This window comes from Pseudomonas thermotolerans DSM 14292, from assembly GCF_000364625.1.
Classification (GTDB): Bacteria; Pseudomonadota; Gammaproteobacteria; order Pseudomonadales; family Pseudomonadaceae; genus Aquipseudomonas; species Aquipseudomonas thermotolerans.
Genome location: NZ_KB822614.1, coordinates 14,250 through 31,248, shown reverse-complemented (window position 1 = coordinate 31,248; position 16,999 = coordinate 14,250). Strand labels below are relative to the sequence as shown.

The 16,999-nt window shown below is 69.8% G+C and carries 18 protein-coding genes and 1 pseudogene; 4 read left to right on the top strand and 15 right to left on the bottom strand.

What is annotated here, in order from left to right:
* Positions 1-2: 2 nt before the first annotated feature.
* The gene (locus H165_RS0112650; protein ID WP_017939300.1) at positions 3-1,766 is read right to left on the bottom strand and encodes an ABC transporter transmembrane domain-containing protein; all 1,764 of its coding nucleotides are present in this window, start codon (positions 1,764-1,766) and stop codon (positions 3-5) included.
* Positions 1,767-1,848: 82 nt separating this feature from the next.
* A pseudogene (locus H165_RS18585) lies at positions 1,849-2,983 on the bottom strand (ATP-NAD kinase family protein).
* Between the two features lie 159 nt (positions 2,984-3,142).
* On the opposite strand from H165_RS18585, the gene H165_RS0112640 reads away from it, so the two are divergent.
* On the top strand, positions 3,143-3,322 hold the full coding sequence (locus tag H165_RS0112640) for a PA1571 family protein (protein ID WP_017939299.1): 180 nt from the start codon (positions 3,143-3,145) through the stop codon (positions 3,320-3,322).
* Between the two features lie 24 nt (positions 3,323-3,346).
* Here the strand turns inward: H165_RS0112640 and pdxB are convergent, their stop codons facing one another.
* The 5 genes from pdxB to aroC form a co-directional block, all read right to left on the bottom strand.
* Positions 3,347-4,477 (bottom strand): 4-phosphoerythronate dehydrogenase PdxB, encoded by a 1,131-nt coding sequence (gene pdxB / locus H165_RS0112635; RefSeq protein ID WP_017939298.1) that lies wholly within the window; start codon positions 4,475-4,477, stop codon positions 3,347-3,349.
* A gap of 73 nt (positions 4,478-4,550) precedes the next feature.
* Positions 4,551-4,742 carry a PLDc N-terminal domain-containing protein gene (locus H165_RS0112630; protein WP_017939297.1) on the bottom strand — a complete coding sequence of 64 codons (192 nt, stop codon included), beginning with the start codon at positions 4,740-4,742 and terminating at the stop codon, positions 4,551-4,553.
* 77 nt (positions 4,743-4,819) lie between these two features.
* Positions 4,820-5,365 (bottom strand): 1,2-dihydroxy-3-keto-5-methylthiopentene dioxygenase, encoded by a 546-nt coding sequence (locus H165_RS0112625; protein ID WP_017939296.1) that lies wholly within the window; start codon positions 5,363-5,365, stop codon positions 4,820-4,822.
* Positions 5,362-6,525 carry an MFS transporter gene (locus H165_RS0112620; protein ID WP_017939295.1) on the bottom strand — a complete coding sequence of 388 codons (1,164 nt, stop codon included), beginning with the start codon at positions 6,523-6,525 and terminating at the stop codon, positions 5,362-5,364. Before H165_RS0112620 ends, H165_RS0112625 begins: the two co-directional genes overlap by 4 nt.
* Positions 6,526-6,595: 70 nt before the next feature.
* Entirely contained in the window at positions 6,596-7,687 is a 1,092-nt protein-coding gene (gene aroC / locus H165_RS0112615; RefSeq protein WP_017939294.1) for a chorismate synthase, read from the bottom strand.
* Positions 7,688-7,804: 117 nt separating this feature from the next.
* Here aroC and H165_RS0112610 point away from each other — a divergent pair, with 117 nt between their 5' ends.
* Complete coding sequence (locus tag H165_RS0112610; RefSeq protein ID WP_017939293.1) at positions 7,805-8,779, top strand: alpha/beta hydrolase family protein; 975 nt, start codon at positions 7,805-7,807, stop codon at positions 8,777-8,779.
* A gap of 56 nt (positions 8,780-8,835) precedes the next feature.
* Positions 8,836-9,633 (top strand): hypothetical protein, encoded by a 798-nt coding sequence (locus tag H165_RS0112605; RefSeq protein WP_017939292.1) that lies wholly within the window; start codon positions 8,836-8,838, stop codon positions 9,631-9,633.
* A 10-nt stretch (positions 9,634-9,643) separates the two neighbouring features.
* On the opposite strand, the gene H165_RS0112600 is transcribed toward H165_RS0112605, so the two are convergent.
* The gene (locus H165_RS0112600) at positions 9,644-10,252 is read right to left on the bottom strand and encodes a flavin reductase family protein (protein WP_017939291.1); all 609 of its coding nucleotides are present in this window, start codon (positions 10,250-10,252) and stop codon (positions 9,644-9,646) included.
* Positions 10,253-10,259: 7 nt separating this feature from the next.
* Positions 10,260-10,538: a hypothetical protein gene (locus H165_RS0112595; RefSeq protein WP_017939290.1), complete on the bottom strand. Its 279-nt coding sequence runs from the start codon at positions 10,536-10,538 to the stop codon at positions 10,260-10,262.
* Positions 10,539-10,703: 165 nt separating this feature from the next.
* Here H165_RS0112595 and H165_RS0112590 point away from each other — a divergent pair, with 165 nt between their 5' ends.
* Positions 10,704-11,753, top strand: coding sequence for a patatin-like phospholipase family protein (locus tag H165_RS0112590; RefSeq protein WP_017939289.1), 1,050 nt, complete (start codon positions 10,704-10,706; stop codon positions 11,751-11,753).
* 271 nt (positions 11,754-12,024) lie between these two features.
* Here the strand turns inward: H165_RS0112590 and H165_RS0112585 are convergent, their stop codons facing one another.
* From H165_RS0112585 to H165_RS0112560, 6 genes are all read right to left on the bottom strand, one after another.
* A complete protein-coding gene (locus tag H165_RS0112585; protein WP_017939288.1) occupies positions 12,025-13,101 on the bottom strand; it encodes an AI-2E family transporter in 1,077 nt (358 codons plus the stop codon).
* Positions 13,102-13,239: 138 nt separating this feature from the next.
* A complete protein-coding gene (locus H165_RS0112580) occupies positions 13,240-14,046 on the bottom strand; it encodes a DUF4892 domain-containing protein (RefSeq protein WP_017939287.1) in 807 nt (268 codons plus the stop codon).
* A gap of 8 nt (positions 14,047-14,054) precedes the next feature.
* Positions 14,055-14,717 (bottom strand): glutathione S-transferase family protein, encoded by a 663-nt coding sequence (locus tag H165_RS0112575; RefSeq protein ID WP_017939286.1) that lies wholly within the window; start codon positions 14,715-14,717, stop codon positions 14,055-14,057.
* A 52-nt stretch (positions 14,718-14,769) separates the two neighbouring features.
* Positions 14,770-15,633, bottom strand: coding sequence for an alpha/beta fold hydrolase (locus H165_RS0112570; protein WP_017939285.1), 864 nt, complete (start codon positions 15,631-15,633; stop codon positions 14,770-14,772).
* Positions 15,630-16,421, bottom strand: a complete 792-nt coding sequence (locus H165_RS0112565; RefSeq protein ID WP_017939284.1) for an alpha/beta fold hydrolase — start codon at positions 16,419-16,421, stop codon at positions 15,630-15,632. The genes H165_RS0112570 and H165_RS0112565 overlap by 4 nt, the downstream gene beginning before the upstream one ends.
* Positions 16,422-16,556: 135 nt before the next feature.
* On the bottom strand, positions 16,557-16,997 hold the full coding sequence (locus tag H165_RS0112560) for a hotdog fold thioesterase (protein WP_017939283.1): 441 nt from the start codon (positions 16,995-16,997) through the stop codon (positions 16,557-16,559).
* Positions 16,998-16,999: the final 2 nt, after the last annotated feature.

The window sequence follows — 16,999 nt, the reverse complement described above, 5'->3', positions numbered from 1 at the left end:
GGCTATTCCTCCACCACGCCGAACTGCAGTTCGGCCAGGCGCCGGTACAGCGAGTTGCCGGCTACCAACTCGGCGTGAGTACCTAGAGCCACCAGCCGGCCCTGATCGAGCACCGCGATACGGTCGGCGTTCTGCACCGTGGCCAGACGGTGGGCGATCACCAGGGTGGTGCGCCCGGCCATCAGCGCCGGCAGGGCCTGCTGGATCAGGTGCTCGCTCTGCGCATCCAGGGCGCTGGTGGCCTCGTCGAGCAGCAGGATGGGCGCATCCACCAGCAGGGCGCGGGCGATGGCCAGGCGCTGGCGCTGTCCGCCGGAAAGGCCCAGGCCACCCTCGCCCAGGCAGCTGCGATAGCCCTCCGGCAGCTGCAGGATGAACTCGTGGGCATGGGCCGCCCGCGCCGCCGCCTCCACTTCCTCAGCCGACGCCTCGGGCCGCCCATAGCGGATGTTGTCCTCGACGCTGCCGTAGAACAGCGCCGGCTGCTGGGAGACCAGCGCGAAGCAGCGGCGCAGGTCGCGCGGATCGAGGCGCTCGATGGGCAGGCCATCGAGGAGAATGCGCCCGGACAGCGGGTCGAAGAAGCGCAGCAGCAGGTCGAACAGGGTGGACTTGCCGGCCCCGGACGGGCCGACCAGGGCCAGGGTCTCGCCGGCCGCCACGTGCAGCTCCAGGCCGTCGAGCACCAGCCGTTCCGGACGGGTCGGATAGGCGAAGCGCAGCGCCTCGATGTCCAGCCGCCCGGCCACCTGCTCAGGCAGGTGCAGGCAGTCCGCCGGGGCGGCTATCTCGTTGCGCGCCCGCAGCAGCTCGGCGATGCGCTCGGCCGCCCCGGCGGCGCGCTGCAGCTCGCCGATCACCTCGCTCAGGGTACCGAAGGCCATGCCGACGATCAGGCTGTAGAACACGAAGGCCGCCAGCTCGCCGCCGGAAATCCGCCCGGCGATCACATCCATGCCGCCGACCCAGAGCATCACCGCCACCGCGCCTAGGACCAGCACTATGACCAAGGTGATCAGCCAGGCGCGCTGGGCGATGCGCTGGCGTGCGGTCTCGAAGGCCCGTTCCACGGTGGCGGCGAAGCGTGATCGGTCCTCGGCCTGGTGGTTGTAGGCCTGCACCGTCTTGATTTGCCCGAGGGTTTCGCCGACGTAGCTACCGACGTCGGCGACCCGGTCCTGGCTCTGCCGCGACAGACGCCTCACCCGCCGGCCGAACAGCAGGATGGGAGCGATCACCAGCGGCAGCGCGGCGAGCACGATGGCCGACAGCTTGGGGTTGGTGACGAACAGCAGGATCACCCCACCGACCAGCATCAGCGCGTTGCGCAGCGCCATGGACAGCGACGAGCCGATCACCGTCTGCAGCAGGGTGGTGTCGGCGGTCAGCCGCGACTGGATCTCCGAGGCGCGGTTGTGCTCGTAGAAGCCGGGGTGCAGTTCGATCAGATGGTCGAAGACCCGCTTGCGGATGTCCGCGACGAAGCGCTCGCCGAGCCAGGACACCAGGTAGAAGCGGCTGAAGGTACCCGCCGCCAGGAGCAGCACCAACAACATGAACACCCCGATGGAACGCTCTAGCATCGCTGGCGACTGAGTCAGCAGGCCCTGGTCCACCAGGAGGCGGATGCCCTGGCCGATGGACAGGGTGACGCCCGCGGTGAACAGCAGCGCCAGCAGGGCGCCGGCCAGCTGCCAGCGGTACGGCGCGGCGAAGCGCCGGGCCAGGCGCAGAGCGCTGCGCAGGCGGGGTGACAGCAGGCTCATCGGCCGCCCCCGGCGGCCAGGCAAACAGCGAGTGTGCGCAAGCGGCGGCCCTCCCGGCGGCTGGCTTTCCGTGTGGCGGGTATCAGTTCCCGGGCGGGCCGTCCAGATGCCCCACCGGATACAGCAGTTCCTCCTTATACCCGGTCCAGACCCGTACTGCATCGGGGAAAGCGGCATCCAACGCGGGATCGCCACTGTCCACCAGCAGCGGCCGGCCCTCCAGGGTCTTCAGTTTGCGTTTGGTGGCCACTACCCGCAGTCGGTCGAGGCCGATGGCGCGCAGCACCCGCGGGCTAATCTGCTGGTTGCCACGGCCGATGATGTGGCCCTGGCCGCCAATGGCGGTGACCAGGAGCCAGGCCGGGGTGACCGTCGACCAGTTCGAACAGCTGCGCCTCGGTGACGTCCCGGGCGAGCACCCGGCCATCCTCGATCACGTCGACGCCCAGCAGGGTGGTTTCAAGCCCGAGACTGGCGGCCAGCCCGTGCAGGGTCGAACCGGGGCCGAACACGTAGCGCACGCCCGGCTCCCAGCTGTCCTCCAACCAGGCGGCCAGGTCGGCAAGCACCAACTCCTCGGACTCCACCCCGCCCTGCTTGACCTGCTGGACGAAGTCGCCCTCCTCCGGCACGGTCAGCTCGCCGTACCAGCGCGCGGCGACCCGCCCGTCGCGCAAAGCCGTCTCGTCGAGGTCGCGCACCTCGCCGCTGGCCAGGCGCACCAGGCCGCCCTCCACCAGACGGCGGGTCAGCTCGCCGGCGGCCCGCGGACTGATCGCGTAGACCCCGGAATGGATCTTCACGCCGGCCGGGATGCCAAGCACCGGCTGCCCCTCGCGGACCGCGGCGCAGACGTCGCGGGCGGTGCCGTCGCCGCCGGCGAAGAGAATCAGCGCCACCCCTGCGTCCTGCAGGCAGGCCACCGCGCGGCGGGTGTCCGCGGCACTGGTGGTGGCGCCGTGCAGAGAGCCGACCAGGCGGTGGCGAAAGCCCAGTTCGGCGAGCAGGTCGCCACCCATGGCTCCGGGAAAGGTCAGAAACTCGATGCGCTCGGCCACTGCCCGCAGGCACTCCAGGGCGATGCGCGTGCGTTCCGCGGCTCGCGGTGCGGCGCCGCGCGCCAGTGCCTCGGCGACCACCCCGTCGCTGCCCTTGAGCGCCGCCGGCCCGCCGAGGCCGGCCAGCGGATTGATGATCAGGCCCAGATGAAAAGTCATGTCTCCCTCGTGATCAGCGGCACCGGACCGCACCCTCGTCGCGCGACGCCGTTCGTCGCCCTGACTGCCCGTCGCGCCCCGCGCGCCGTCACCTGTCACCCGGCGGTCATCCGCAGGCCCTAGACTGAAGCCATCGCCTGATGAGAAAGGAGACCGGCCATGAGCAAGCGCACTGCCAGCAGCGGCCCCGACGCTGCTTCCCGCCCACAGGACAAGGACACCGGTGGCGCGATCATCGACGCCCAGGGCCGGGAAATCCCCATCACCGAGCAGATGGTGCGGCGCGCCTGCCGCAAGCTGGACAAGAACTCCATGGGGGCGCCTCGCGAACGGCGCTGAGCCGCCCCCCGAGGGCGCGGCCCGCTACAGCAGGGTCGCGCCCAGCGCCCGGACCAGCCGCGCCAGCTCCGGCGCGTCGCCGTTCAGCCGCACGCGCAGGCCGTCGATCTCGCGGCGCACCGGGTAGCCCTTGCGCAGGGCGTCGAAGGCCAGGCGGCGGGTTTCCGGATCGTCGTACAGCGAGCGGCGGAAGTCGGCGTCGTCGCGGCGCGGATCGTAGACCGCCCGGCACAGGGTGGCCAGCGCCCAGTCCGGCGGCGTGCCAGCATCCAGCTCGATGGCGGACAGCCAGGCCGGCGGCAGCAGTTCGTCCAGCTGCACCTGCGGGGACTGTCCGAGGTGGGAGCAGAACGCCTGGTAGATCTGCGCGGTGCCGCGCAGCTTGCCCTCCAGGCTGTAACCGGCGATATGCGGGGTGGCCAGGCGGCACAGCCGGGCCAGGGCGACGTCCACCTCCGGCTCGCCTTCCCAGACGTCCAGCACCGCCTGCACGTCGTCGCGGCTTTCCAGCAGCGTGCGCAGCGCCCGGTTATCCACCACCGCACCGCGGCTAGCGTTGATCAGCCAGGCGCCGGGGCGCAGGCGGGCTAGGCGCTCGGCGTCCAGCAGGTGGCGGGTGCCGGCGTCCAGCGGAGTGTGCAGGCTGATGGTGTCGCACTCGGCGAGGATCGTCTCGAGGCTGACGAAGTCGCCGCCCTCGGCGGCCTGGCGCGGCGGGTCGCAGACCAGCACCTGCCAGCCCAGTCCCTTGAGCACCTCCACCAGGCGGCCACCGACCTGCCCGGCGCCGACCACCCCGTAGTGGCGTTTGGACAGGTCCGCGCCACAGCGCTCGGCCAGCGCCAGCAGGCTGCCCAGCACGTAGTCCACCACGCCACGGGCATTGCAGCCCGGCGCGCTGGACCAGGCGATGCCGGCCTCGGCGAAATAGTCGAGATCCAGGTGGTCGGTACCGATGGTGCAGGTGCCGACGAAGCGCACCGGGCTGCCGGCCAGCAGGTTGCGGTCGACGCGCGTCACCGAGCGCACCAGCAAGACGTCGACGCCCTCCAGCGCCGCACGGTCGATGGAGCGGCCCGGCAGCCGGCGGATGTCGCCGAAGCCCGCGAAGAAGGCATCGACCAAGGGAATGTTTTCGTCGGCAAGGATTCGCATCGCAGTCTCCCGGAAAGAAGCCCCATTCTAGGGGCTTCCGGACCCTCGCCGCGAGTGCCGGCCGGGCCCTTCCTCAGAAGCGCAGGTTGCCGCGCGGACCGGCCACCGCCCAGAGCACCAGGCCGAGCAGCGGCAGCAGCACGATTAGCAGGATCCACAGCACCTTGATGCCGGTCTCCGAGGAGCTCTTCAGCACGTGGAGGATGGCCCAGATGTCCAGGGCCAGGATGATCAGACCGACCAGGCTGCCGCCGAAGTCCAACATGGTGATGCTCCTGTCGCGGTTTTCACCCCAGCATAGACCGCCCTGTCCCGCTGCACGTTCGGCCGACCGGATCCGGCTCAGTCGTCGAGGCGCGGCAAGCGGCTGGCGATGTCGTCGCCGGTGAGCTGCAGCTGCCCGGCAGCGGCGGCGTCGAGCAGGCGCACCGCGACGAAATGCGGCCGTTCGCCCAAGTCAAGCCAGTAGCGGGTGCCGGCGGGGATCACCAGCAGGTCGTTGCGCTCGCAAAGCACCGCGTAGACGTGATCTTCGATGTGCAGGGCGAACTGCCCGCGGCCGGCGAGCACCAGGCGCACCTCGTCCCGGTCGCCCTGCCGCTCGGCGAGGAGCTCGTCGCGCAGCTCGTCGCGCTGCGGATGCTCGCGGGTCAGGCTGTCCAGCTCGAAGCCGCTGGCGCCGCGCTCACCCAGCAGGGCGTCGATGGCCGGGCGGTAGGCGGCAAGCAGCTCGTCCACGCCGACACTCGGCGCCACCGCCTGCGTCGGCTGGCGGCGGGCGAAGTGCACGCCCACCTCGGCCAGGGTGGCGGCGATGTCCTCGAGGTGGCCGAGCACCTTGTTGGGCAGGTCGAGGGCGGAGACATGGTAGACGGACAGGCGGCTCATGGGCGTGGCTCTCGGGACGCGGATCGGGGAAGGCGATTGGCGATGATAACGGCTGCGGCCAGGGCGGTGAGACTGGCGATGGCGAAGGTCCAGGCCGGGCCCAGGCTGCTCCAGCTGTAGCCGGCATAGAGCGCGCCGAGCGCGCCGCCGATGCCGGCGGTGGCTGCGTAGAGCGCCTGGCCCTGGCCCTGCTGGCGTGCGCCGAAGCTGCCCTGCACGAAGTGGATGGCCGCGGCATGGAAGCTGCCGAAGGTGGCCGCATGCAGCAGCTGGGCGAACAGCAGTACGGCCAGGTACTCGGCGAGGTTGCCCAGGAGCAGCCAGCGCAGGGCGGCGAGCAGGAAGCTGGCGAGCAGCACCTGGCGCAGCGAGAAGCGCGTCAGCAGGCGGTTCATCACCAGGAACAGCAGCACCTCGGCGACCACCCCCAGGGCCCACAGCTGACCGATCAGCCCGCGGACATAGCCGAGGCTCTCCAGGTGCAGGCTCAGGAAGGTGTAGTAGGGCCCGTGGCCGAGCTGCATCAGCACCACGCTCAGGTAGAAGGCCGGCACCCCGGGGCGGCGCAGCTGGGCGAGGAAGCCGCCCTCGCCTTCCACGGCGCCACGGGCTTCCGGCTGGGCGTTGGGCACCCAGAGGCTGCTGACCAGGATGCCTGCCATGATGCCCAGCAGCACCCCGGGGTAGACGTCCAGACTGAACCGTTCGAACAGTTGGCCGAGGCCGATCACCGTGAGGATGAAGCCGATGCTGCCCCACAGGCGGATCTGGCTGTAGCGCGCCGCCTGCTCGCGCAGGTGGGCCAGGGTGATCACCTCGAACTGCGGCAGTACGGCGTGCCAGAAGAAGGCGTGGCTAGCCATCACCAGGGCCAGCCAAAGGTAGTCGTGGCTGAGGAAGATCCCGGCGAAACAGGCCAGGGTGCCCAGCGCGCCCAGGCGCACGATGGCCAGGCGCCGGCCGCTGCGGTCGCCCAGCCAGCCCCACAGGTTGGGCGCCAGGCAGCGCATCAGCATGGGGATGGCCAACAGCTCGCCGATGCGCGCGCTGGAGAAGCCCAGATGGTCGAAGTACAGCGCCAGAAAGGGCGCGGTGGCCCCAAGCAGGGAGAAGTAGAACAGGTAGAAGCTGGACAGCCGCCAGTAGGGAAGCCGGTGCATGGGCGTCAGGCCACGCGGGTCAGCTCATGATGCCCCACCCAGCGGCTGGCCGGAAATGGCAGCACCGGGCTCACAGCTGGCCCAGCACCGGCGTGGCGACGCGCACCTCGGCGTTCTGCGCGCGGTGGCGCAGCAGGTGATCCATCAGCACGATGGCCATCATGGCCTCGGCGATGGGGGTGGCACGGATGCCCACGCAAGGGTCGTGACGGCCCTTGGTGATCACCTCCACCGGGTTGCCGTGGACATCGATGGAACGCCCCGGGGTGGTGATGCTGGAGGTGGGCTTGAGCGCCAGATGGGCGACGATCGGCTGACCGCTGGAGATGCCGCCGAGAATGCCGCCGGCGTTATTGGACAGGAATCCCTCCGGGGTCAGCTCGTCGCGGTGCTCGGTGCCACGCTGGGCGACGCTGGCGAAGCCGGCGCCGATCTCCACGCCCTTGACCGCGTTGATGCTCATCAGCGCATGGGCCAGCTCGGCGTCCAGGCGGTCGAAGATCGGTTCGCCGAGCCCCGGCGGCACACCCTCGGCGACCACGGTGATCTTCGCCCCCACCGAATCCTGGTCGCGGCGCAGCTGGTCCATGTAGGCCTCCAGCTCCGCCACCTTGTCCGGGTCGGGGCTGAAGAAGGCGTTCTGCTCGACGCTGTCCCAGGTCTTGAAGGGAATCTCGATGGGGCCGAGCTGGCTCATGTAGCCGCGCACGACGATCCCCTGGCTGGCCAGGTACTTCTTGGCGATGGCCCCGGCAGCCACCCGCATGGCGGTCTCGCGGGCCGAGCTGCGACCGCCGCCGCGGTAGTCGCGGATGCCGTACTTGTGGTGGTAGGTGTAGTCGGCGTGGGCCGGACGGAACAGATCCTTGATCGCCGAGTAGTCCTTGGACTTCTGGTCGGTGTTGCGGATCAGCAGGCCGATGGGCGTACCGGTGGTCCGCCCCTCGAACACCCCGGAGAGAATCTCCACCTCGTCCGGCTCCTGGCGCTGGGTGGTGTGGCGGCTGGTGCCCGGCTTGCGGCGGTCGAGGTCGCGCTGCAGGTCCGCGGCGCTTAGTTCCAGCCCCGGCGGACAGCCGTCGACGATGGCGACCAAGGCCGGGCCGTGGCTCTCGCCGGCGGTGGTGACAGTGAACAGCTTGCCGTAAGTGTTGCCGGACATCGAAACGCTCCGCAAAATCAGCCAGGATCTCAGGGGCTCGGAGTATACCCGTGGCGCCGAGGCAGTTCATCCACGAACCTTGGGCCCGCCCCGCCATCCAAGGCAGGTTTCCCCAGCATGCTGCGAGCATTCCTCTTGAGCCTTTCCTTCCTCCTTTCCGGCCTGGCCAGCGCCGCTCCGCTCACCGTCCTCAACCGGCCGCTCGACCTGGACACCGGCAACGGCGTGCTGCACGGCACCCTGCTGCTGCCGCAGAGCGACCAGCCGGTGCCGATAGCCCTGCTGGTGGCCGGCTCCGGGCCCACCGACCGCGACGGCAACAATCCCTTCGCTGGACGCAACGACAGCCTCAAACGCCTGGCTCGGGCGCTGGCCACCCAGGGCATCGCCACGCTGCGCTACGACAAGCGCGGCATCGCCGCCAGCCGCGCCGCCGAGCCGGACGAGCGCCAGCTGTCGGTGGATGGCTACGTGGACGACGTGGTGGCCTGGAGCCGCCTGTTGGCCGCCGACCCTCGCTTCGGGCCGCTGGTGCTGATTGGCCACAGCGAGGGCGCGCTGATCGCCACCCTGGCCGCCGAGCGCGCCGGCGCCACCGCACTGGTGTCCATTGCCGGCGCCGCGCGGCCCATCGACCAGGTGCTCCGCGAGCAGCTGCGCAGCCGCCTGCCACCGCTCCTGCTGGCGCAGAGCGAGGCGCTGATCGCCAGCCTCCAGGCCGGTCGGACCGTGGACAGGGTACCGGTCGAGCTGGAGGTGCTGTTCCGCCCCAGCGTGCAGCCCTACCTGATCTCCCTGTTCCGCAACGACCCGGCGGCCGCCTTCGCGCGCCTGCGCATCCCCGCGCTGATCGTCCAAGGCAACCATGACATCCAGGTCAGTGTGGCCGACGCCGAAGCGCTCAAGGCCGCCCGCCCGGACGCCGAGCTGCTGCTGATCCCCGGCATGAACCACGTGCTGCGCATCGTCCCGGCGGATCTCCGGAAGCAGCTCGCCTCCTACGACCAGCCCGAACTACCGCTGGCCCGCCAGTTGATCGACGGCATCCTCGACTTCCTGCGCCGCCATCTGTCTGACTCGCCCTCCAGTTGAGCGGCAGGCGGCCGATACAGGGGTATCGCCCTGCGTCCCATGCCCAGACCACGACCATGACCGAAACCGCTGCTTCGACCGACCGCCCGGCGCCGGAGACCCCGGAACCCGCACCACAGCCCCATCCCTGGGCCGAGCTCGGACCGGAGGAATTCCACCTGCTGCGCCTGGCGCCCCTGCCCGCCGACCGGGTCACCGGCCTGCGCCCGCGCCCGCTGCGCTTCGTGCAGCTCGGCCGCGCGGAACGCCACAGTCAGGTGCAGAGCCTGCTGCGCCTGAGCATCCAGCTGCCCGGCCAGCATCTGCGTCGCGAGACCAACCTGCTGGAAGTCTGGGCCGACCACCGCAGCAAGGAGGTGCGCTTCGGCCCCGACGCCGGTCTGCTGATCGAGCCGGCAAACCGTGGCCTGGGCCGATTCCTGCTTGCCCAAGGCATCGCCTGGGCACGCCAGCGCTGGACGCATTACAAGGTCGAGGGCGGCGTCCTGGGGATCAAGGACGCCCTCAGCGACGAGGCCCGCGCGCGCCGCGACCACGTTCTGCGTGCCCAGGGCTTCACCGTGGACTATCCCGATCCCCTGCAGTCCAAGGCTCTGTACGGCGCCGAGCGGGTCGGCGAGCTGCAGCCGGAGTGGAATCGCGAGAAGGTGCAGGTGGTCGGCCTGCTGGATGCCGGGGCCATGCTGGAACAGGCGCATGCCACCCTGCTGGAGCAGGAAGGCCAGATCCGCAAGCTGGAGGAGCGCATCGCCCTCTACAAGCGCGAGGACGGCACCCTGCGCTTCACCATCACCTGCCTGATCGCCTTCGCCCTGTTCCAGGCCGGCATCTTGATCTGGATCGCCACCCGCTAGGGACGGTGGCTCAGGGACGGACCATCGCGAAGCGGTCGCGGGTGGTGCAGTAGTTGCTGCCGCCCAGGCGGCCGATCAGGTCGAGGCGCGCCGGGTCCACGTGACGGCCGCCGTCGACCAGCACCTCGTCGGCGATGTGCGCGAGCAGGATGCGCGCGAACACCAAGTGGCAGTTGGGCGTCTCCCGCGGATAGGGCTGGATCTCCGCCACCTGGCATTCGAAGGCCACCGCCACGCCGGCCACCCGCGGCACGTTGACCCGCACGCCGGGCTGGCTGGGGATGTTGCAGTGGGCGAACTCGCTGACCCCGTGGGGCAGCACCGCCGCCGAGGCGTTCATGGCCGCGGCCTGCTCCGCGCTGACCAGCTGGATCACCAACTCGCCGGTTTCCCGCACGTTGCGCAGGGTGTCCTTGAGGCTGCCGTCGTCGCGGGTGGAGACGTTGACCAGCAGGGTCGGCGGCTCGTCGCTGATCACCTGGAAGAAGCTGAACGGCGCCAGGTTGCAGCTGCCGTCGGCGGCACGGGAGGACACCCAGGCGATCGGCCTCGGGGTGACGGTGGAGGCCAGCCAGCGGTAGGCCTCGGCGGGGGCAATGCGGGTAAAGTCGAGCTGCATCCTGACCTCAGCGTCCGGCGCGGGATTCGCGGATGTAGAAGCGTGCGCGCTCGGCCTTCTCGGTGCAACCCTGATAGCCCTCGAACTGCTGCTGGGTCTTGGCCGCAGTGAGCAACGACAGGGCCTTGGAATAGCTGACCGTGCCGGCGAAGCCCGCGGCCTTGGCCAGGTCCAGCTCCTCCCAGGCGGCGTTCAGCTGGTTGGCACAGCTCTCGCGGTAGGCGGTCTTGCCCGCGCACCCGGCCAGCAGCACGGCGAGCACGGGCAGGCAGATCAGGGCTTTCATGGATGACTCCTCATTCACGACTGCAGAAGGTGGACGGAGGTCCGGCCGCGGACGAAACGGCCACGCGGGGCGACGGCCGGCCGGCATTTTAACCGTTCGCCGCCTTGGCGCGGGGAGATGGCGCACGTATGTTCAACCCATAGGGATGCAAGGGGGGAGACACCCATGACCGGCAAGCGAGTCGCCCTGGTCCTCGGCTCGGGCGGTGCCCGGGGATATGCGCACATCGGCGTGATCGCCGAACTGGAAGCACGCGGCTACGAGATCGGCTGCATCGCCGGCTGCTCGATGGGCGCGGTGGTCGGCGGTATCTACGCCGCCGGCAAGCTGGACGCCTACCGCGCCTGGATCGAGAGCCTGGACTACCTGGACGTGCTGCGCCTGCTCGACGTGAGCTTCCGCCTCGGCGCGATCCGCGGCGAGAAGGTGTTCGGACGCATCCGCGAGATGGTCGGCGAGATCAACATCGAGGACCTGCCGATCCCCTACACCGCGGTGGCCACCGACCTGACCAACCAGCAGGAGATCTGGTTCCAGGAAGGCTGCCTGCACCAGGCCATGCGCGCCTCGGCGGCGATCCCCAGCCTGTTCACCCCGGTGATCCTCGGCAACCGCATGCTGATCGACGGCGGCCTGCTCAATCCGCTGCCGATCATCCCGGTGGTGTCCAGCCACTGCGACCTGATCATCGCCGTCAACCTCAACGCCACCGACCAGAAGCATTACCAGTTGCCGGTGGTCGAGCGCCCGCCGGCCTTCAAGAGCCGCATCGACCAGCTGGTGGCGTCGCTCAGCGCGCGCCTGTCGTTCCGCCGCAACGGCCACGAGCACGACCACGAGGTGCTGCTCCTCGAACGCAGCGCCGAGCTGCAGCCGCCGGAGCCCAACCCCTGGCTGGAGGAGTCCGTCAGCCAGCCCGAGGTGCAGCCGGCCGCCGCACCGCAACGCGAAGGCGCGCCGAGATCCGCCGAGGGCTCGGTGGTGGTCGGCAACATCGGCCCCGCCTCGCTGCTCGACCTGATCCACCAGAGCTTCGAGGTGATGCAGACCTCCCTGGCACAGTACAAGATCGCCGGCTACCCACCGGACCTGCTGATCAACGTCCCCAAGCGGGTCTGCCGCTTCTTCGAGTTCTACAAGGCACCGGAGCTGATCGAGCTGGGCCGGCAGATCGCCGCCGACAGCCTGGACCGCTACGAGCAAGAGAACCGCTGAGCCAGAGGCGGAACTGCCCGGCCGGTCGGATGCTCGCGGCGGCGCTCTGCACCTTGGCGGTGCGGACTGGTCGAAGGCATTCAGGAGCAGTTGGTGGATCCTGGCGATCCGCCCGGCGTGCAGCTCCGCCCCGCCGTCCTCCGGCTGGCGCGCAGACGGTCGACGCCAACGCCGGGAACACAGGACGCGCATCCCGGTGGCCACGAGCCATCGGGGCCGCCGATGCTGCTGTCGGCTAAAGCGGAGCTCGCTTTCAGAACCACCGGCACGTTCAGACCGGGGGCGGCTCCGGTCCGGACGGGTTCTGCGGCGGATTCTGACCCTGGGCGATCCAGTCGCCGACCAGACTGTAGGCCAGGGCCAGCAGGGTCGGGCCGAGGAACAGGCCCATGAAGCCGAAGGCCACCAGGCCGCCGAATACCCCGAGCAGCACCACCACCAGCGGCAGGTTTCCACCGCGGCTGATCAGGTAGGGCTTCAGCACGTTGTCCACCCCGCTGATCACGAAGGTACCCCAGATGGCGAGGAAGATCGCCAGGCCGTAGTCGCCCTTCCAGACCAGCCAGGCGGTGGCGGGGATCCACACCAGCGGCGGGCCCATGGGGATCAGGCTGAGGCCGAAGGTGAGCAGCGCCAGCACCAGGGCGCCGGGCACACCCGCGATCCACAGGCCGATCAGGGCCAGAGCCGCCTGGGCGGCGGCGGTGCCGATCACCCCGTTAACCACCCGCTGCACGGTGCCGGCCACCAGTTCCAGGTAGTGGTCGGCACGATCGCCGATCAGCCGCTGCAGACCGCTGCGCACCAAGGTCGCCATACGCGGCCCGTCTCGATAGAAGAAGAACACCAGCACCAGGCTCAGGGCCAGCTCCAGCACCCCGCCGCCGATCTGCGCGCTGCGCGCCAGCAGCCAGTTGCCGACCTGGCCCATGTAGGGCTTGAGGCTGGCGAAGAAGGCCGCGCCCTGCTGGTCGATGGTGTTCCACAGGTCGACCAGTCTCGGGCCCAGCACCGGCACGTCGTCGAGCCAGGACGGAGCGGTGGGCAGGCCGCGGAGCTGCAGGTCCTTGACCAGGTTCATAGCGTCGCGGATGTGGTCGGCCAGGTTGAAGCCGAGTATCACCAGCGGCACCGCCACCAGCAGCATCCAACCCAGGGTAAGGATGGTCGCCGCGGCGTTCTCCCGTCCCTTGAGCAGGCGGGTTAGCAGGGGCATCAGCGGCCAGCTGGCGAAGGCCAGCACTGCGGCCCAGAACAGCGCCGACCAGAACGGCGCCAGTACCCAGAGAGAGGCGCCCAGCAGCGCCAGGATCAGGATCTGCAGCAACAGACGGTCGTTAGTGGGCATCAGTGTCTCCAAGATGCGGCGAATGGAAGGCGGCGCGCCCAAGATGACCGAGGCGCGATGCCGGAGCAAGGGGCGCAAAGGCGCAAGCTAGAGGGGGGCGGTGGGCAATCCATGGCCGTCGTCTCCGGAAGCAGACGTTCAGCGCAGCAGGCGTAGGACCAGACCGGGCCCCTCTACGCCATCCAGTTCCAGGCGCGCGGCGCGCACCCGCTGCTGGATCAGCGCCTCGCGCCAGGCCGCCGCCTGCGCCCCGGCCAGGCTGACCCGCAGGGTGCTGTCGAGGTTCAGGCTGCGGGCCAGCAGATCGCTCCAGGCCGGCTGCGGCTCGCCGGTCAGACGCGGCAAACGCAGCTCGCCGCTGCTGCGCAGCTGGCGCAGCAGGGTGGCCGGATCGGGTAGCAGCTCGCCGAGGGGCTCGCCGGCCTGCAGCTGCTCGACGTGCAGGTAGGCGCGGCGGTTGCCGCGGGTGATCCCGTAGCAGGCCAGCAGGCGCTCGCCCCCGGCGTCGGCAAGCCGCGCCAGCAGGTAGTTCTGCTGGTCGTCCGGGCCGTAGAGCACGGCGTTGCCGAACACCGCATTGGCCCACAGGCTGCTGGAGCCGCAGGTACGCCCCTTGCACCAGTAGAGCAGCTCGGCGCCTTGGGCCTGGAGGGCCTCGCGGGTCGTCTCGAAGGCCTGGCTGCCCTGTTGGTCGCGGGGCAATTGGTAGGTCACCGCAGTGAGGCTGCCCTCCACGGCGACCTGCGCCTCGTAGCGCACCTGGTTACTGATCCGTCGCACCGGTCCCTGCGGGTAGACGCGCTGCACCTCGGCGTCCGCGCGGAAGTCGACGATCTCGGCCTTGGGAAAACGCGGCACGCCGGGCAGGTCATGGCTGCCCGGCAGGTCCGCGGCCAGTACCCCCGTGAAGCCCAGCCAGACGGCCAGGCCCGAGGCCCATCGCATTATCCCCCTCATCGCATTAGCATCGCCTGGGCGCTGGAGATGCTGCGCTCGTCCGGCTCGTGCCGGGGCGGCACCTGCAGACCGCGCTGCACCGCCGGACGTGATTCGATGGCCGCCAGCCAGCGCTGCAGGTGCTCAAGGCCGTCGACCGAGACCCCGGCCCAGTCGTGCGCGCGCACCCAGGGAAAGGTGGCAATGTCGGCGATGCTGTAGTCGCCGGCCAGGTACTCGGTTTCCGCCAGGCGGCCGTCGAGTACCTCATAGAGCCGGCGGGTCTCGTGCTGGTAGCGGTCGATGGCCGGCTGCAGCTTCTCCGGGAAGTAGCGGTAGAAGACGTTGGCCTGGCCCTGCATGGGACCGATGCCCCCCATCTGGAACATCAGCCACTGGATCACCCGGGAGCGGCCCTTGGGATCCGAGGGCATCAGCCGACCGGTCTTTTCCGCCAGGTAGATGAGGATGGCCCCGGACTCGAACACCGGGAAGTCGTCGTTGTCGTGGTCGACGATGGCCGGGATGCGTCCGTTGGGATTGATGCGCAGGAACTCGGGGGCCTTCTGCTCCCGTTTGTCGAAACTCAGTACCCGCACCTGGTAGGGCAGGCCCAGTTCCTCGAGGGCGATGGACACCTTGTGCCCGTTGGGCGTGGCAGCGGTGAACAGCTCGATCATCGTGATCTCCAGTGACGGTTCCCGTGCAGCCTTGCCGTTCGGCCGCCTGCCGTCAAGTCGCCTGGAAGAACCGATTGAAACAGTCTGCAACCGCCTGGGCGCCGGCCTCGTCCTCAAGGTGCAGATGATGCCCGCCGGGCAGCTCGTTGATCTCGATGGACAGCGAGCGCAGCAACGCCTCGGCACCGGAGGTTTTCTTCAGCATGCCCGCGCTGGGCATGATCAATTTCACCGGGCAGGCCAGGCGCCGCACGAAAGCCAGCGCCTGGGGCAACGTGAAGCGCACCGGCGAGGGCAGAGTGAGGCGGCTGTCGGTGCGCCAGATGTAGCCGCCCGGCACCGGCATCACCCCGCGCTGGGCGAGCAGCTCGGCGGCCTCGCGGTTGACCGGCACCCGGGCCTTCATGCGCGCCTCCACGGCCTTCTCGAAGGTCGCATGGACGCGCTTGCGCCTGGCATCGAAGGCCAGCTGCGCCTCCAGGGCCTTGGCCAGCTCCCCAGGCGCCTCCTCCGGAGCCACGGTGTGAGGGATGATGGCGTCGATCAACGCCAGGCGCTCGACCCGCTGCGGCAGGCTGCCGGCCAGTAGAGTGGCGACGATGGCGCCCATCGAGTGGCCGAGCAGCGAGAAGCGCTGCCAGCCGAACTGCTCGGCCACCTGCAGCAGGTCGTAAACGTTATCCCAGAGGCTGTAGCCGGCCCCTGGCGGGCGATGGTCGGAATGGCCGTGCCCGGCCAGGTCGACGGCGACGATGCGCAGTCCGCGCAGTTTGGGGATCAGCCGCGCGAAGCTCATGGCGTTGTCCATCCAGCCATGCACGGCGAGCACCGGCCGGCCGTCCTCGGGCCCGTAGAGATGGGCGGCCAGCTCGATGTGCGGCAGGCTCAGACGGACCTCCTCGACCGGCAGCGTCATGCCTCCTCCCAGCGGGCGAACAGGCCCTTGAGCAGTTCGGCGGTGTCCTGCGGCCGCTCCAGGGGGAACATGTGACCGCCCGGCACGGTCAGGCACTGGCTGCGCGGGATGCGCCGCGCCAGGCGCAGGTCCTGGGCACGCACCACCCGGCTGTTCGCTCCGCGCACCACCGCCAGCGGCACCTTGAACTGCCGTGGCCGCCCCGGACTGGTATGCGGCACGCTGCGATAGATGCCGATCTCGGTGGCCGGGTCGAAACGCAGGCGCAGGCCCTCCTCGGTGGGCCGCAGGGCGTGTCTGACGTAGTCCTCCAGGCAGTCCGGGTCGAAATGGCGGAACAGCGTCTTGCTGGCGAAGTAGGCGCGCGCCTCGTCCGGATCGCGGAACGCTTCCCGACGGCCCAGGGTGCGGCCGGCCGGGGTGATCCGGTCGATGAAGCCGAAGCGCTTGGCGGTGCGGATCACCAGCCGGGAAGTCAGCGGCAGCAGCGGCGAATCCAGCATCACCACGCCGCGGTACAGCTCCGGACGGCGCATGGCGGCGCGGTAGTGCAGCACGCCGCCGAGGGAATGGCCGACACCCCAGACCGGAGCGTCCTGCTGCTCAAGGTGGTGGATCAGTTCGGCAACCAGGGCTTCCCAGTTGTCGCTGACCGGAAAGCGCGGGTCATGGCCGTGCTGCTCTAGGTGCAGCACCCGATAGCCGGCCGGCTCCAGGGCAGCGAACAGCTTGCCGTAAGTGGCCGAGGGGAAGCCGTTGGCATGGGCGAAGAAGATCGCTTGCGACATGGTCGGGTATCGGAGAATTCCAGAAGACGGGATACCGGCATTCTCCGGCAGAGGGCCATTGCCGGGCAATGACAGGGCGGCCGCTGGAGGATGGCACCCCGGCCAGAGCCTGCGGCCGAGGTGCCGCACGATGGCTCAGTCCTTCAGTGGTCGCTCGGCACTGGGCACTATGGCCACGGTGAGCCGGGCGATGCAGCTGGGCTTGCCGTCCTCGCCATGCAGACGGATGTCCCAGACATGGGTGGTTCGGCCCAGGTGCACCGCGCGGGCCACCCCGGTGACCCGCCCGCTGCGCAGCGCGCGCAGGTGATTGGCGTTCACCTCCAGCCCCACGCAGTAGTAGCGACTGCCGTCGATGCACAGATAGCTGGCCATGGAGCCGAGGGTTTCCGCCAAGACCACCGAGGCACCGCCGTGGAGAATGCCGTAGGGCTGATGGGTACGGGCGTCGACCGCCATGCTGGCGGTCAGCGAGTCGTCGTCCCAGGCCTCGAAGCGGATGTCCAGCTGCTCGCCGATGGTGTTGCGCAGGCTGGCATTGAGGGCGTCCAGGTCCGGAGTTTCACGCCACAGCATGG

What these genes read in the sequence shown, in the direction of transcription:
- H165_RS0112585 (WP_017939288.1), bottom strand. Translation starts at nt 13,101, where the DNA reads ATGCCCACTAACGACCGTCTGTTGCTGCAGATCCTGATCCTGGCGCTG.
- H165_RS0112605 (WP_017939292.1), top strand. Translation starts at nt 8,836, where the DNA reads ATGACCGAAACCGCTGCTTCGACCGACCGCCCGGCGCCGGAGACCCCG.
- aroC (WP_017939294.1), bottom strand. Translation starts at nt 7,687, where the DNA reads ATGTCCGGCAACACTTACGGCAAGCTGTTCACTGTCACCACCGCCGGC.
- H165_RS0112600 (WP_017939291.1), bottom strand. Translation starts at nt 10,252, where the DNA reads ATGCAGCTCGACTTTACCCGCATTGCCCCCGCCGAGGCCTACCGCTGG.
- H165_RS0112565 (WP_017939284.1), bottom strand. Translation starts at nt 16,421, where the DNA reads ATGTCGCAAGCGATCTTCTTCGCCCATGCCAACGGCTTCCCCTCGGCC.
- H165_RS0112640 (WP_017939299.1), top strand. Translation starts at nt 3,143, where the DNA reads ATGAGCAAGCGCACTGCCAGCAGCGGCCCCGACGCTGCTTCCCGCCCA.
- H165_RS0112625 (WP_017939296.1), bottom strand. Translation starts at nt 5,365, where the DNA reads ATGAGCCGCCTGTCCGTCTACCATGTCTCCGCCCTCGACCTGCCCAAC.
- H165_RS0112620 (WP_017939295.1), bottom strand. Translation starts at nt 6,525, where the DNA reads ATGCACCGGCTTCCCTACTGGCGGCTGTCCAGCTTCTACCTGTTCTAC.
- pdxB (WP_017939298.1), bottom strand. Translation starts at nt 4,477, where the DNA reads ATGCGAATCCTTGCCGACGAAAACATTCCCTTGGTCGATGCCTTCTTC.
- H165_RS0112610 (WP_017939293.1), top strand. Translation starts at nt 7,805, where the DNA reads ATGCTGCGAGCATTCCTCTTGAGCCTTTCCTTCCTCCTTTCCGGCCTG.
- H165_RS0112595 (WP_017939290.1), bottom strand. Translation starts at nt 10,538, where the DNA reads ATGAAAGCCCTGATCTGCCTGCCCGTGCTCGCCGTGCTGCTGGCCGGG.
- H165_RS0112575 (WP_017939286.1), bottom strand. Translation starts at nt 14,717, where the DNA reads ATGATCGAGCTGTTCACCGCTGCCACGCCCAACGGGCACAAGGTGTCC.
- H165_RS0112590 (WP_017939289.1), top strand. Translation starts at nt 10,704, where the DNA reads ATGACCGGCAAGCGAGTCGCCCTGGTCCTCGGCTCGGGCGGTGCCCGG.
- H165_RS0112650 (WP_017939300.1), bottom strand. Translation starts at nt 1,766, where the DNA reads ATGAGCCTGCTGTCACCCCGCCTGCGCAGCGCTCTGCGCCTGGCCCGG.
- H165_RS0112580 (WP_017939287.1), bottom strand. Translation starts at nt 14,046, where the DNA reads ATGCGATGGGCCTCGGGCCTGGCCGTCTGGCTGGGCTTCACGGGGGTA.
- H165_RS0112560 (WP_017939283.1), bottom strand. Translation starts at nt 16,997, where the DNA reads ATGCTGTGGCGTGAAACTCCGGACCTGGACGCCCTCAATGCCAGCCTG.
- H165_RS0112570 (WP_017939285.1), bottom strand. Translation starts at nt 15,633, where the DNA reads ATGACGCTGCCGGTCGAGGAGGTCCGTCTGAGCCTGCCGCACATCGAG.
- H165_RS0112630 (WP_017939297.1), bottom strand. Translation starts at nt 4,742, where the DNA reads ATGTTGGACTTCGGCGGCAGCCTGGTCGGTCTGATCATCCTGGCCCTG.